This is a genomic window from Streptomyces sp. AJS327 (genome assembly GCF_013450295.1).
GTDB lineage: Bacteria > Actinomycetota > Actinomycetes > Streptomycetales > Streptomycetaceae > Streptomyces.
In genome coordinates, this window is record NZ_SKBR01000001.1 from 1,105,946 (window position 1) to 1,120,568 (window position 14,623).

General features: G+C 71.3%; 11 protein-coding genes and 1 CRISPR repeat array. Of the genes, 8 read left to right on the forward strand and 3 right to left on the reverse strand.

What is annotated here, in order from left to right:
* The first annotated feature begins 31 nt into the window (after positions 1-31).
* The 7 genes from casB to E0L36_RS04400 all read left to right on the forward strand — a co-directional run bounded on the left by casB (position 32) and on the right by E0L36_RS04400 (position 7,558).
* Positions 32-997, forward strand: a complete 966-nt coding sequence (gene casB / locus E0L36_RS04370; RefSeq protein ID WP_180927498.1) for a type I-E CRISPR-associated protein Cse2/CasB — start codon at positions 32-34, stop codon at positions 995-997.
* A gap of 144 nt (positions 998-1,141) precedes the next feature.
* Positions 1,142-2,383, forward strand: coding sequence for a type I-E CRISPR-associated protein Cas7/Cse4/CasC (gene cas7e / locus E0L36_RS04375; protein WP_180927499.1), 1,242 nt, complete (start codon positions 1,142-1,144; stop codon positions 2,381-2,383).
* Positions 2,380-3,132: a type I-E CRISPR-associated protein Cas5/CasD gene (cas5e, locus tag E0L36_RS04380; RefSeq protein ID WP_180927500.1), complete on the forward strand. Its 753-nt coding sequence runs from the start codon at positions 2,380-2,382 to the stop codon at positions 3,130-3,132. Before cas7e ends, cas5e begins: the two co-directional genes overlap by 4 nt.
* Complete coding sequence (gene cas6e / locus E0L36_RS04385; RefSeq protein ID WP_180927501.1) at positions 3,132-3,848, forward strand: type I-E CRISPR-associated protein Cas6/Cse3/CasE; 717 nt, start codon at positions 3,132-3,134, stop codon at positions 3,846-3,848. The genes cas5e and cas6e overlap by 1 nt, the downstream gene beginning before the upstream one ends.
* A 2-nt stretch (positions 3,849-3,850) precedes the next feature.
* Entirely contained in the window at positions 3,851-4,825 is a 975-nt protein-coding gene (cas1e, locus tag E0L36_RS04390) for a type I-E CRISPR-associated endonuclease Cas1e (protein WP_180927502.1), read from the forward strand.
* Entirely contained in the window at positions 4,822-5,178 is a 357-nt protein-coding gene (cas2e, locus tag E0L36_RS04395) for a type I-E CRISPR-associated endoribonuclease Cas2e (protein WP_180927503.1), read from the forward strand. Before cas1e ends, cas2e begins: the two co-directional genes overlap by 4 nt.
* 169 nt (positions 5,179-5,347) lie before the next feature.
* Positions 5,348-7,269: direct repeats of the CRISPR family, unit length 29 nt; unit sequence CTGCTCCCCGCGCACGCGGGGATGGACCC.
* A 97-nt stretch (positions 7,270-7,366) separates the two neighbouring features.
* A complete protein-coding gene (locus E0L36_RS04400; protein WP_258015893.1) occupies positions 7,367-7,558 on the forward strand; it encodes a DUF397 domain-containing protein in 192 nt (63 codons plus the stop codon).
* A gap of 165 nt (positions 7,559-7,723) precedes the next feature.
* On the opposite strand, the gene E0L36_RS04405 is transcribed toward E0L36_RS04400, so the two are convergent.
* Entirely contained in the window at positions 7,724-9,334 is a 1,611-nt protein-coding gene (locus E0L36_RS04405) for a ricin-type beta-trefoil lectin domain protein (protein WP_180927504.1), read from the reverse strand.
* 524 nt (positions 9,335-9,858) lie between these two features.
* On the opposite strand from E0L36_RS04405, the gene E0L36_RS04410 reads away from it, so the two are divergent.
* Positions 9,859-11,445 carry a hypothetical protein gene (locus E0L36_RS04410; protein WP_180927505.1) on the forward strand — a complete coding sequence of 529 codons (1,587 nt, stop codon included), beginning with the start codon at positions 9,859-9,861 and terminating at the stop codon, positions 11,443-11,445.
* 130 nt (positions 11,446-11,575) lie between these two features.
* On the opposite strand, the gene E0L36_RS04415 is transcribed toward E0L36_RS04410, so the two are convergent.
* Entirely contained in the window at positions 11,576-13,387 is a 1,812-nt protein-coding gene (locus E0L36_RS04415) for a glycoside hydrolase family 3 protein (RefSeq protein ID WP_180927506.1), read from the reverse strand.
* Between the two features lie 567 nt (positions 13,388-13,954).
* Positions 13,955-14,623, reverse strand: a complete 669-nt coding sequence (locus tag E0L36_RS04420; protein ID WP_180927507.1) for a GntR family transcriptional regulator — start codon at positions 14,621-14,623, stop codon at positions 13,955-13,957.

Sequence of the window (14,623 nt, forward strand, 5' to 3'; positions counted from 1 at the left end):
CCGAACCCACCCATTCAACGGAGCCACCCGCATGACCAGTCCATCCTCATCCGGGGCGGACGCCCAGTCCGAGCAGAACTCCCGGCGTCTCCCGCGCAGTCCCGCGGCGCTCGCCACCGCCCGCTGCGTCGTTCAGCTCCAGCGCACCTACCAGGCCGACGACCCGCACGCCGTCGCCGAACTCGCGCGTATCCGCCGAGGGGTGGGCCGCCGCGTGCACGAGGATCCCGGTCTGTGGGCGCAGGCCGGGCTGGAAGAACTCCCCGACGTCTACCGGGACTACGCCGATGTCCTCGGCTCGACGCGAACCGTCCCCGGCACCTGGAAGGCGAGCTCGGCGTTGTTCGCCGAGGAGGCGGTGCACCTCGCCGTCACGCTCTGGGCGCTGCACCAGCAGTCGTCCCGTAGCGCCGGAATGCACCAGAAGGGATGGACACTGGGCCGGTCGGTACGCGCGCTGATGGCCCCCCAACGGGGGGACGATGACGGGGAGTCCACGGCGACCGGGGACGGACGGACCAAGCCAGGCCGGGGCGGACGGCGGAAGAGCAAGGGGGACAAGGACTTCACGGAGGGCAGGGCAGAACGGGAGGCCCGGCACCCCGCCCGCAAACGCCTGGTCCGGCTGGGCTCGTCCACCTCCTTCGACGCGCTGGCCGTTCGCCTGCGCGACATCGTGGTGCTGCTGCGCAACGACCGTGTGCCGCTGGACTACGTGCGCCTCGCCGACCAGTTGCACCGCTGGCAGATGACCGGGGAGCGGAACGTCGTCAGCCGTGAGTGGGGCCGCGAGTTCCACCTCGCCGCCTACCGCCCCACGGCCGAGCAGCGCCCGGACAGCGGTGCGGTGCCGCCCGAGGGGGCCACCGACCCCTCCGCTCCCACCATCCCCGCACCACGCGACATCGACCACGAGTACGCCGACGACCAGTACGAGGACGACGAGTTCGTTGGCTACGGGTACGACGGCGCGGGAGAAGACGACACCGGCGAGTGACACTCGCCACGTCGCACGGTGGGGTGGGGGACGTTCGACCGTGGGTCCCTGCCCACCGTGAGGACGCGACCAACGCGCCGTCCAGACCGGTCTGTTCCGACGTGCTCCGCTTCACCCACACCCCTATCGAGGAATCGAGCTGTGATGACACGAACCATCCTGGACATCCACGTCCTTCAGACGGTCCCGCCGAGCAATCTCAACCGGGACGACACCGGCATGCCCAAGACGGCCGTTTACGGCGGTGTGCGGCGGGCCAGGGTCTCCAGCCAGGCGTGGAAGCGCGCCACCCGCCTCGGCTTCAACGAGACACTCCCACCATCCGAACTCGGCGTCCGTACCCGGAAGGTGGCCGAGCTGCTGGGAGAGCGCATCACCGAGCGTGCTCCCGCGCTGAGGCCGGTAGCGGTGGAACTCGCCGCCGAGACCCTGCGTACCGCGACCGGCACGAAGATCGAGGTTCCTCCGCGCAGGCAGAAGAAGGACGTGGAGGAGGGCGCCCAGGAGCCCGCACCGGAGTCCAGTTACCTGCTGTTTCTCAGCGCCCTCCAGCTCGACGCGCTCGCGGCACTCGCGACGGAGGGTGCGGGGACCGAAGGCGCCGGAGCCGAGAGTGTCGAGGCCCTGAAGAAGTTCCTTAAGACGAAGGAGAACCGTTCGCGCGTCAAGGAGGCCGTCGACACGCGACACTCCGTGGACATCGCGTTGTTCGGCCGGATGGTCGCGGACTCCGCCGACCTCACGGTGGACGCCGCCGTACAGGTGGCCCACGCCCTCGGCGTCCACGGCAGCGAGATCGAGTCTGACTACTTCACCGCCGTGGACGACCGCAGCAAGGCAGCCGAGGAGTCCGGAGCGGGAATGATCGGCACCGTCGACTTCAACTCCGCCACCCTGTACCGCTACGCGGCCCTGGATGTGAACCAGCTCCGGCAGAACCTGGGCGGCCTCAAGAACAAGGGCGCCGAGGAACCGACTCAGCGTGCGGTCGTCGCCTTCCTGGAGAACTTCCTTCTGTCGCTGCCCAACGGGAAGTCCAACTCATTCGCCCACCAGACCGTTCCGGCCGCCGCGGTGGTGAAACTCCGCTCGCGCCGCCCCGTCAGTTTCGTCGGCGCCTTCGAGGAGCCCGTGCCCCGGGGCGAGAACGGCGGCTACATGCAGAACAGTTGCGAACGCCTCGCCAAGCACGCCTCGGACCTCGAACACCAACTCGGCCTCGCGGACGCCGAACACAGCTGGGTCCTGCGTTTCGGAGACGAAACCTCCGCACTCTCCGCCCTCGGTACCCAGCTCCCCCTGGACGAGCTGCTGACAGCGGTCGGCTCGACGATGACGGAACGGCTGGCGGCGGGCACCAACACCGCTGTGGAGCAAACGCGATGAGCGTGCTGCTCCTGCGGCTCTCCGGACCCCTCCAGTCCTGGGGCTCCGCCTCCCGCTTCGCCCGCCGCGCCACCCAGCAGGTGCCCACCAAGAGCGGAGTGCTCGGTCTACTCGCGGCCGCACAGGGTCGGGACCGTGAGCACGACCTCACGGACCTGGCCCGACTGGAGTTCGGGGTCCGCGTCGACCAACCAGGCACTCGCGTACGGGACTTCCAGACCGCGCGGCACCTGGACACCGGCAAGGCCATGCCGATCTCCGAGCGCTACTACCTGGCCGACGCGGTGTTCGTCGCGGGCGTCAGAGGCGAACTCCCCCTGATCCAGGCGCTGTACGAGGCTCTACACGACCCGGTGTTCCTGCCCTTCCTCGGTCGACGCTCCTGCCCGCCGTCCCGGCCCCTCACCATGGGCCCACCGATCGACACCAGGCTGGAAGGGGCGCTGCGCCAGGCGGAGTGGCAGGCCGCGCCCTGGTACCGCGAGGGCTTTCGGGACGCCACCAGAACGCGGCGGGCCGTCGTGGGCACTCCCGACACCCTGGAACTCCTCCTGGACTGCCCACCCGCCGAGCGTCCCGACGTCACCGCCCACGACCTGCCCGTCAGCTTCTCGCCCACGCACCGGCGATACGCGCCACGTCCCATCCGCACCCTCGACGTACCCGTCCCCGGACGGGCCGGGGCGGCGGACCCCGTACCCCATGACCCCACCCCCCACCTCCGCCCGCTCACGCCGAGGACCGACTGATGTACCTGACCCGCTTCCGCGCCAACATCGCGCGAGCCGACGCCCGGAGGCTGTTCGGCTCCCCGCATCTGCTGCACGGCGCGGTCAGCATGTCCTTCCCGCGCCCACCGGGGCGGGACGGGGCGGGCCCCCGTGTGCTGTGGCGACTCGACCACGACGCATCCCACCAGACCTCACTGTTCATCGTCAGCCCCGACCGCCCCGACCTCACCCACCTTGTGGAGCAGGCAGGTTGGCCCGCCTCGGACGTCCCCGGCTGGGACACCTACGACTACGGGGCGTTCCTCGGCGGCCTCAACCAGGGCGACGTCTGGGGCTTCCGGCTCACCGCCAACCCCGTGCACCACGTCCGTCTCCCTGGCCAGCCGGAAGGCGCACGCACCAAGCGCCTCGCCCACCGCACCCCGAAACACCAGACGACGTGGCTGCTTGAGCGGCAGCAGAGTGCGGGCTTCGAGGTGCTACCGAAGCCCCCCGAACGGCAGTTGGCCCAGGAGGGTGACGAGCACCAACTCGCCGTCCGCGACTACCGCCCCCTGCGCTTCCGCAGACAACCCCGGGAGCAACGCGCGGAGGACGTCCGCATCACCCGCGTCACCTTCGACGGACGGCTGCGGATCACCGACCCCGAACTCCTCCGGCGCACCCTCACCCACGGACTCGGCAAGGCCAAGGCATACGGCTGTGGCCTCATGACCCTCGCTCCGGTGAGGTGACCATGAGTGGTCTCGGCTCCCGAGGAGCCTCCTCCCCACGCCAACTCACCCGCGTCCAGGACCGGATGTCTTTCGTCTACCTCGAACGGTGCGTGGTGCACCGCCAGGACAACGCGATCACCGCCGAGGACACCGAGGGCGTCCGGCACATCCCCTCGGCCACCATCGGCACCCTGCTCCTCGGCCCCGGAACCCGCGTCACCCACCAGGCCATGTCCCTGTTGGGCGACTCCGGTGCGGGCGTCGTCTGGGTGGGCGAACACGGCGTGCGCTACTACGCGGGTGGCCGAGCCCTGACCCGTTCCTCAGCCCTCGTCGAAGCGCAGGCGACCGCCTGGGCCAACCGTCGCTCCCGCCTGGACGTAGCCCGGGCCATGTACGCCCTCCGCTTCCCTGACCTCGACGTTGCCCAGTTCACCCGCAAGGAGCTGATGGGCAAGGAGGGCGACCGGCTCCGGAGGTGTTACCGCGAAGAGTCCTCGCGTACCGGAGTCCCCTGGCGCACAAGGGAGTTCAACCGTGACGACTTCTCCGCCGGAGACGCCCCCAACCAGGCCGTCACCGCCGCCGCGCAGTGCATGTACGGGATCGCCCATGCCGTCGTCATCGCCCTCGGCTGTTCCCCCGGACTCGGCTTCGTCCACGCCGGACACGAACGCTCCTTCGTCATGGACGTCGCGGACCTGTACAAGACCGATATCGGAATCCCCGCCGCCTTCGACGCCGCGGCCGAAGGCGAGGAGGAGGTGGCCAGCCGCACCCGCCGCGCCCTCCGTGACCGCATCAACACGACGGATCTCCTGGGGCGTTGTGTTCGCGACATCCAGGGCCTTCTCGCGCCCTACGCCACACGCGGCGGCAAGGGATCGCCTCATCCTGGCGGCCACCCGGAACACGACGACCAGGCCGCCCTCCAGTCCGACGGCGACGTGCGCCTCGCGAGCGGCCGAAACTACGGCGAGGAGATCGTCTGGTGACCGTCATCGTCCTCACCAACTGCCCCGCCGGGCTACGGGGATTCCTCACCCGCTGGCTGCTGGAGATCTCTCCCGGCGTCTTCCTCGGTTCACCCTCCACTCGGGTACGGCACGAACTCTGGGCGGAAGTACGGGAGTACACCGGCCAGGGTCGAGCCCTGCTCGCCTACCAGACCAACACCGAACAGGGCTACGCCTTCGAAACCCACGACCACTCCTGGAAACCCACCGACCACGACGGGCTCACACTCATCCACCGCCCCAACGCCACAGCATCGACGCAGAGTTCAGCGACCTCGCCGCGCTCCGGCTGGAGCAAGGCCGCCAAACGCCGCCGCTACGGCCGAAGATGACCACCCACTCCACGCCCACACTCCCATTCACGGTCCGGGGCCCCTCTGCGACCCCCACGACCCGGACGTCACACTGATGACCTCATTGCGAAGGATGTCAAAAATGATCGATTCCCCAAAAGTGGAACCCCAGCGCCCCACCACGTGACAAACCCCCAGCTCAACTCCACTGCTCCCCGCGCACGCGGGGGTGGACCCGGGGACGGCGGGGCTCGGGCTGGTGGCGGCACCTGCTCCCCGCGCACGCGGGGGTGGACCCGACACCGACACCCTCCCCAAGCACAACGTCGGCTGCTCCCCGCGCACGCGGGGGTGGACCCGGCGTTCCTCCCTTGCTCCCAGGAGCGGACCGCTGCTCCCCGCGCACGCGGGGGTGGACCCGACGGCACCGACGTGCCCACCGGGCAGCTCCTCTGCTCCCCGCGCACGCGGGGATGGACCCGCGTCAGCCTGCTTGCGCAGCGAATCCGCCGCCTGCTCCCCGCGCACGCGGGGATGGACCCGTCACCGCTGAAATCGAGTGGGGCGGCAGCGTCTGCTCCCCGCGCACGCGGGGATGGACCCCTGAAGAGAGCGCTAGGTGTTTGAGAACTCAACTGCTCCCCGCGCACGCGGGGATGGACCCCGGGACCGGCCCGACAACGGCGCCGCCATGGTCTGCTCCCCGCGCACGCGGGGATGGACCCTTGAAAGGGCTGGTGGAGGCGGCGCGCTGCGGGCTGCTCCCCGCGCACGCGGGGATGGACCCCACGCCTGTGGATCGACCTCGTAGAGCGCGTCCTGCTCCCCGCGCACGCGGGGATGGACCCCACGCCTGTGGATCGACCTCGTAGAGCGCGTCCTGCTCCCCGCGCACGCGGGGATGGACCCGCCATCACCATCCCCCGAAGCGAGGTCCGGTTCTGCTCCCCGCGCACGCGGGGATGGACCCGACTGGCAGCTCAAGGGCATGGGCTACGGCCACTGCTCCCCGCGCACGCGGGGATGGACCCTGGTGGGCGCGGCCTGTCCTTGCGGCGATCCCCTGCTCCCCGCGCACGCGGGGATGGACCCGATCCCGGCTCCCCGCCGCCGTCGGCGGGCCGCTGCTCCCCGCGCACGCGGGGATGGACCCATGCCCCTGACCCTCGTCACCATCGACGAGGTCTGCTCCCCGCGCACGCGGGGATGGACCCGCATCCAGGGCATCACCCAGCAGAGCGAGAGGCTGCTCCCCGCGCACGCGGGGATGGACCCCCCCCTCCCTTGCGTCGAGGTGGCGGCAGCGGCCTGCTCCCCGCGCACGCGGGGATGGACCCTTGCGGACCGCGAGGGCCGACAGCGCCTTGATCTGCTCCCCGCGCACGCGGGGATGGACCCGCCGTGAAGCGCGCGATCCGTTGAAAGCGTCCCTGCTCCCCGCGCACGCGGGGATGGACCCGCGGCGCCCGCGCCAGCAGTTGGCAGAGCATGCTGCTCCCCGCGCACGCGGGGATGGACCCGGGATGCTGCCGCAGGTCGACTTCCCCGAGCTCTGCTCCCCGCGCACGCGGGGATGGACCCACGGAGTCATCCGTGTTCGCGAGGGTGTTGGCCTGCTCCCCGCACACGCGGGGATGGACCCTCACCCGCTTCCTGGCTGGTGCCTTCTCCCACCTGCTCCCCGCGCACGCGGGGATGGACCCGTCGCGATGCTCGCCTACCAGCGGAAGCACTGCTGCTCCCCGCGCACGCGGGGATGGACCTGACTCGGCCTGCGGCCGAAAGCCCACCTTCCACTGCTCCCCGCGCACGCGGGGATGGACCCCAATATCCGCAACGCTCCTCCAACCAGTCATACTGCTCCCCGCGCACGCGGGGATGGACCCGCGCGGTCCCGGAACCCGGGCGACCGCCACTGGCTGCTCCCCGCGCACGCGGGGATGGACCCCGTACCCCGAGAGATGGACCCCGCGAACAGTGCTGCTCCCCGCGCACGCGGGGATGGACCCTGATGAAGATCGGCAAGGGGCGGACCCAGCACCTGCTCCCCGTGCACGCGGGGATGGACCCTTGCGTGCGGGGACCCCGATTCGGTGCTGACCTGCTCCCCGCGCGGGGGATGGTCTGCGCGGTGCCCTGTGGCGTTCTTGGGGGGCTGGTGGTCTGGTTGGTGGTGCTCTCTGTCCGCTCTTGTGTCGGATCGCTCGCTCAGGAGGAGAAAGTGGCTATGGGTATGCCGTCTCGCGGTGGTTGGCGTCGAAGCTCGTACTGCGACCGGCTCAACAACACCTGCCTGGAAGTCGCACGGGTCCATCGCGGGGTGGCCGTCGGGGACTCCAAAGACGTCGGTCGTCCTGAGGTGAGGGTTGGTCGGCTGGGCTGGACGCACTTCCTCGCCCACGTCACGGTCGAGGCGTAGTCGTCGGGACCCGGTGGTTCGTGTCCCGTGCGACGGGGCGGCTGCCTCGCCTCATGTCGCGAGGGTGTCCGTGTGGCGGCGTGATGGTGACCTGTTGTGCCGCTGGCCGGGCCGGTGGCGGTCGTGGTGGGCGTCACCGGCCCGGCTTCGGTGGGTCAACTGGGGTTAGGTGGTGAAGTGTTGGGTGGGGGTGGAGGTGCAGGGGGCGAGGGTGAGGGGGGATTCGGGGGTGGTGAGGGTGAGGCAGAGGTCGGGGTTGGTGGTGGGGCGGATGGTCTGGTCGGCGCGGTGCTCGAAGCGCTGGTTGTCGGCGCCGGAGCACTTGTAGAGGGTCGGTTCGGCGCCCTCGGTGATGTCGCCCTTGGGGATGTCGAGGCAGCGGTCCTGGCTGAGTTCGGAGACGAGTGAGCCGTTGGAACCGTCCAGCCACCAGCCCTGGTTGCGCTGTCCGGCCTGTCCGTCGGGGCCGGGGTCGGCGCACTTCCAGCCGCCGACGGCGGTGCCGTTGCGGGAGGAGCCTTCGCGGGCGTCGAGGCATTCGCCGGTGGCCGCGTTGCGGAGCGGGGTGAACTCGTCGTCCCAGGCGGTGGGGTGGACGCGGGGTTTGCCGGTGCCCGGCTGGTCGGCGCAGGACGCCTCGCGGACGCCGTCGCCGTGGGCCTGGTAGATCTGGGTGAGGCATTCGGCGTAGGCGCCGTGGCCGCGCTTGTTGGGGTGGAAGGACTGCCGGGCGGTGTTCTCGTCGGGCGGGACGGGGTTGTCCAACTCCAGGTGCAGGCCGCGTGCTCGGGTGTCCTCGGTGCACACCTCGTGGCCGTGGAAGAGGCGGGAGGCGTCGAGGTAGGTGGCGCCGGAGTTCTGAGCCGCGGTGCGGAGGCCCTTCTGGAACGCGGGGACGGCGTGGTCGCGGCCCCAGGCGGTGTCGCTGTCGTATCCGGTGCCGCCGCAGACGAGCTTGCCGGGGAAGTCGGGGTTGTCGCGGAAGTCGGGGCCGATGGGGCTGGGGTAGCTCATGAGTACGAGCTGGTAGTCGTCCTCGGCGTAACCGGCGTCCCGCATCACGGTCTTGAGGTCGTTGACGGTGGCTTCGACCTTCGGGACGAGTCCGTCCACGCGGTCCTGCCAGCCCTCCTCGTACTTCTTCTGGCAGGGGCCCTGGAGGGTCAGCCAGCGCACGACGCAGTCGGTCATGACGGGGCCGAACTGGAGGTCGTCGTTGGCGCCGACGACGAGGGTGATCTGCTTGAGGCGGGTGTTGCGGGCGGTGATGGCGAGGCTGTCGCTCTGCACCAGTTCGTCGGCGTACTGTTTCTCGCCGCCGATCCGGATGTTCTTCGAACTGGCGCCGGAGCAGGCGACGTTGTACGTGACGTCGGCGTCGATGCCGGTGCGGTGCACCGCCACGTCGGGGGAGCGGTGGCACCAGTTGTCGGGGCCGTCGGTGCCCGGTTCGTAGTTTCCGACGCCCTCGCCGGAGATCTGGCTGTCGCCGAGGGAGATCAGGGAGGTCTTCCGCTCCTCCAGCGGTCGTTCGCCGGGGTCTCCGTAGAGTTTCCGCGCTTCCTCGGCGCGGAGGCGTTCCAGCTCGGGGGTGAGCGGAGTGGCCGAGGGGGTGGCCGCCGCCTTGTCCGAGGCCGGTGCGGGCGCGGCGGCGGCGGGTCCGGTGAGCAGGCCAACTCCCAGCAGGAGCGCGGCTGTCGCCGCGATCGGGCCGGTCGACCGCCTCGTCCGGCGGGTGGGTGGGGAGTGTGGGGCTGCTCGTCTCTCGCGTGCCATGGGGTGCTCTCCTTCCCGGACAGCTGCCGGGGCAGCGACTGTTACCTACGGTTCTTACCGAGTGGTAAGGGTCTTGGGAAGACCGCGCACAACAGATTCCGTGCGCCCTGCACTCACCCGGGGGGGCGGCCCGGCACGCACCCCGGGACCCGCGCACGGGGCCCCGACCGGGTGCCGGGGTCCGGCTGTCCGATGCGACCGGATGCGACCTGTCGCGCCCCGGTGCGGATCGATGCGACCTGGCATGGCGAGGTGCGGTGTGGTGCGTGGGGCGGGGTGGCCGGAACTCCCGTGGGTGTGGGGAGCAGTTGACGGGGGCGAGGCGGCCGCCGGGACGGATGACGACGGCGCGGTGTGGTGCGTGTTTCCGGACTGCGGCGGCGAGTTCGGATCCGTGTTCGGATCGTCCGGGTAGCTCCCGGTGGGCTCGTTTCGGCCAGGTTCGCGGAGCGTGCGTGGAAGGGGTGCCCCAACGGGCAGGGTACGCACTGTTGTTGATCGACTACCGGACGCGAGGGGCTGGGTTGGCAGGCAGGGAGAAGAAGGGGGACCTCTCCGCGAGCATCACCATGTTGCACACGACGGTGACGCACAACGCGGAGATGCTGCGGGAGGCCGTCAGCAAGGGTGTGGAGAAGCTTGAGCTGACGGGGGAGACGGCGCGGAAGCGGACGGAGTCCACCGTGAGCGCCGAACTGAACAAGATGCGCACCGAGTTGCGTGAGACGAAGAACCGGCTGGTGAACAGCAGGGACCAGCTGGGCACGGAGGTACGGGAGGCCGTCGCCTGTCTGCGGGACGAGGCCGGAGGGATGCGGAGTGAGATCCGGGAGCTGAGAGACCTGATCGCCTCTCCCGGGCCGCGCCCTGGCGCCGGGCCCGCCGAACCGGGGCACACCGAGACCCCGTTCGTCCCGGCTGCCCCGAGTGACCCGGCCAGTCCGAGGGACCCGGACGGCTCGGCCGCCGAGGCGTACGGGACGGCCGTCAATGGGCAACAGGCCGTCGTGTCAGGCCCGTTGGCGGAGGCGTCAGGGATGACGGAGGCGCCGGAGTCGGCGGCGCCGAGGGAGTCGGACGCCGCCCAGCGGTCGTTCGGGTCCGCCCGCGTGACCGTCGCCGTTCCGGAGGGTGGCTACGGAACCGTCCGGAACGGCGCTTCCACCGGTGCGCGCGTGGAGTGCGGCGAACACGCGGAGCACGGCGAGTACAGCCAGCACGGCGAGTTCGACGAGTGCGGAGCGGACGGGCGACACGGCGAGTGTGCGGGGCGGATGGGCCGGTCCCCGGAAGAGGGCGCGGAGGCGTCCACGGCGGAGGACCGTACGGGGGCGGCGCCGGACGCTGAGGGCTTGGTGCAGCGGGTCGCCGCGCTCGTACAGGAGGGCGTGCGCGGGGAGTTGGCGGGACTGAGCGAGAACGTGGCGGTGCTGTGCGGGGAGTTGGCCGCGGTGCGTGCGGAGGCGCGGCAGCAGCGGGCCACCGTCGAGGCGCTGGAGGAGGGGATGGAAGCCCTGCGGCTGCTGGTGTGGGAGCGGACGGAACCCGACGTTCCCTCGGGCCCCCGGTTGTCGGAGGAGCACGGGCGTCTGCTGACCGCGGCCTCGGGCATCTCCTCGGTGGTGCTGGTCGGGCACCGGGAACTCTGGGAGCACCTGGTGGTGCTCACCGCTCACCATCCGCACTGGCGGCTGCCCGCGCGGGTGGAGGAATTGCCGTACGACCGGGTCGCGGCGCCGCTGTCGGGGCGTTCGCTGATCGCGCTGCTCGGTGTCCTCCGGGAGGCGATCGTCAACGAGCCGGAGTGGGACGCGGACTGGGCGCTCGCGGACACTGTCTACCGCCGGGTGGCGGAGCGTCTGGAGGGAGTGCGGCCCGGTGGTGGGCGGGTGACGATCACCCTGGACGACGGTGCGCCGTCCGACTCCGTCGCCTGCTCCGAGCGAGGCTCCCCGGACGGTTCCGAGGACGGTTCCGGGCGAGGCTCCGAGGACGGTTCCGCGGAAGGTTGCGAAGGGGGTTCCGAGGGAGGCTCCCAGGGTGGCGGCGACGCTACCGGTGGGGGCGGTACCGGTCCCGGCGGGGACGGCGGCAACGGCCCAGCCGCCTGAGGGAGTTCGACGGTCCGTCGCGCCACCGCGCGGACTGCCGGGCGGAGTTGCCGGGCGGGTTGGAGGGGTGGCCCTCCGGGCGGGCTGTCGGCAGGGGCCGGCGGCCCGCCCGGTGGGCGGACGGGTCCGGTCAGTAGGTGAGGCCGTGACCGTAGGGGTAGAGGGCCTTCGCCGGGTCCTTGGCGGTGGGGATGGTGACGGGCAGCTTGCCCCCGGGGGTGATGTCGCCGTAGAGGGCGCGGGCGAGGGAGACCAGCGTGGGCGGGCCGTAGGAGAAGGTCGCGAGGTAGGCGGGGACCTTCGGGAAGCGGTTGACGTCGTACGGGTTGCGCACGCCCACCGCGACGGTCGGGGTGCCGCTGTCCGTCAGCGAGCGCACCAGCGTGGCCTGGGCCGCGCCCTTGTCGGAACCGCCGTCGGCCAGGTTGCTGAGCACCACGACGAGGTCGTGCTCCCCGGCCGCCTGGACGGCTTCCGAAATGACGGCTTCGGTGGGGGAGTTGCCCGTGTCGAGGGTGGTGGTCCGCTGTCCGGGGCGCTTGGCGATGAGCCCCGCGAGGGTGTCGAGCCGGTCGCCACCCCAGCCGGTGACCAGGACGCGCCGCTCCGTGCCGGAGAGCGGGAGGGTGCCGTTCTCGTTCCGGACGAGGGTCATGGTGCGGTCGGTGATGGCCGCCGCGTCCCTGAGGTGGGCCTCGCTGCCGACGAGCCGGGCGGCGCGCTCCTCGTCCACGTACGGCTTGGGGAACAGGCCCCGGCGCAGCTTGTGTTCGAGGATGCGGAGCACGGAGGCGTTGAGCCGTTCGGCGGAGATCTCCCCGGAGCGGACGGCGGCGAGCACGGCGGCGTGCGCGGTGTCCATCTCGGGGGCCAGCACCAGCTGGTCGACGCCCGCCTTGAGGGCGCGGACGGGCGCCACGTCGGGCGGGAACTCCTCGGAGGCGCCCGCCATGTCGAGGGCGTCGGTGACGATCAGCCCGTCGTAGCCCAGCTCTTCGCGGAGCAGCCCGGTGATGATGGGCCGGGACATGGTGGCGGGCGCGCCGGAGGAGTCGAGGGCGGGCACCACGATGTGCGCGGTCATGATGGTGTCGACGCCGCGGGCGATGGCGGCGCGGAACGGCGGCAGGTCCAGCTCCTCCAACTCCTCCCGGGTGTGCGGGATTTCGGGGAGGCCGTAGTGGCTGTCGACGTTGGTGTCGCCGTGGCCGGGGAAGTGCTTGGCGGCGGTGGCGGTGTCGCCGTCGTGGTAGCCGCGGATGGCGGCGCTGACGAGGGAGGAGCAGAGGTCGGGGTTCTCGCCGAAGGAACGGACGCCGATCACCGGGTTGTCCGGGTTGACGTTGACGTCGGCGACCGGCGCGTAGTTCTGGTTGATGCCCATGGCGGCGAGTTCGGCACCGATGATCTCGGCCGCGCGCCGTACGTCGTCGGTGGAGGCGTCGAGGGCGCCGGCCGCCAGCGCCATGTTGCCGGGCAGCTGGGTGGCGGGCTCCAGCATCCGGTAGACGACGCTGCCGCCCTCCTGGTCGGTGGAGACGTGCAGCGGCACGCGGGCGCCGGTGCGCAGGGCGGCGCGCTGGAGGCCGTTGGAGAGCCGGGCTACCTGCCGGGGCTCTCGGAGGTTGTCGCTGCCGCGCCGGGCGTCGAAGTAAATGACGCCGCCGGGGCGGTACTTGGTGATGATCTCCTCCGGGGTGGAGACCCCGAACAGCTCCTCGTTCTTCGGGTGCGCCTGGTCCGAGGTCTGTCCGTTGACCTCGACGACGAAGAGCTGTCCGACCTTGTCCTCCACGGACATCTTCCGCAGCATCGCCCTGGCCCGGTTCCGGTGCCCGGCCGCCACGGCGGGGGAGCCGAGGGCGCTCCCCGCGGCGCCGATCACGGCGGCGGCAGCGGCGGTGGCGAGGAGCTGTCTGCGGGTGGTGGCGGGCTGGTTCATGGTGGCGCTCTCCTTCTACGGTGCGTGCGGACGGCCCGGCGGCCGTACAGAAGTGCGAAAGAGCCACATCGTCCCAGCGTGTGGCGGGGAGGACCAGACGGCGCGCGGACCGCCAGTGGTCCACCCCACTGACGGCAGCGCCTGTTGGAGCGCCCCGTCACGCCGCTCTGACCAGCGGATTCCGGACGTCCCAGGACCCTTCACCCGCCCCGTCCGCCCCTGTCGTCCGTCCGTCCCCACCGATCCCGTCCGTCCCCGTCCGCCCCTCCCGGCCCGTCGGCCCGGCCGTCGTGGGCCCTCGGCCCGGCCCTGTGACGGGGCGGCCAGAAAGGCCGTCCGAGGGACCGCCCCGCCCGACCGCCGCCCGACCGTCGCCCGATCTCCGCCCGAGTCTCACCCCCCGCCGTCAGTCCGTCCGGCCCTCACGGCGCCTGGCCCTCAGGCGTCCGGTCCTCATGGCGCCCTAACCTCGCGGCGCCCGAACCTCACGGTGTCCGGACCTGGAAGGGGTGGGCCGGGGTGTCGTACGACCAGCGGGATACCGGGCGGACGCGAGGGGTTTCGTGGTCAGGGCAGCTTCTTGACGATGACCGAGAGGGCGTGCGCGATGTGCTCCCGCACGATCCGTTCGGCCAGGTCGGCCTCCCCGGCGCAGACGGCCTCGATGAGATCGCTGTGCTGGCGGGAGGACTCGGCGAGGTCCTCCGTCGAATAGAGCGCCGCCACCTGGTAGTTGAAGTAGAACGAGCGGTTGCGTTCGATGAGGTTCGCCAGCCGGGCGTTGTTGGCGGCGGCGGTGACGAGGGAGTGGAAACGCTCGTTGACCTCCACCCGGTCGCGGGTGGGCAGGCCGTCCGCGACGAGGGTGGCGTCCTCGCGGCAGGCGAGGATCCGGGCGCGCTGGTCCTCGGTGGCCCGTTGTACGGCGAGGCGGGCGGCGTAGCCCTCCAGCGCCGCCCGGGCCTCGTATATCTCGGCGACCTCCTCGGGGCTGAACTCGTGGACGAACCAGCGGCGTCGGCGGGACGCGATGAGGCCGTCGGCGGCGAGTCGCTGCATGCTCTCCCGGACCGGCGTTCGGGAGACGTTCAGCCGCTCCGCGATGTCCGCCTCGACCAAGGCCTCGTTGGGGCGGAGGGTGCCGTGCACGATCTCCTGGCGCAGCTGCCAGTAGATCTCCTCGGTGCGTCCACCGGCGGTCTCCGTGGTGGGCTTCGGGCCGAGCGTGTCAGCCAT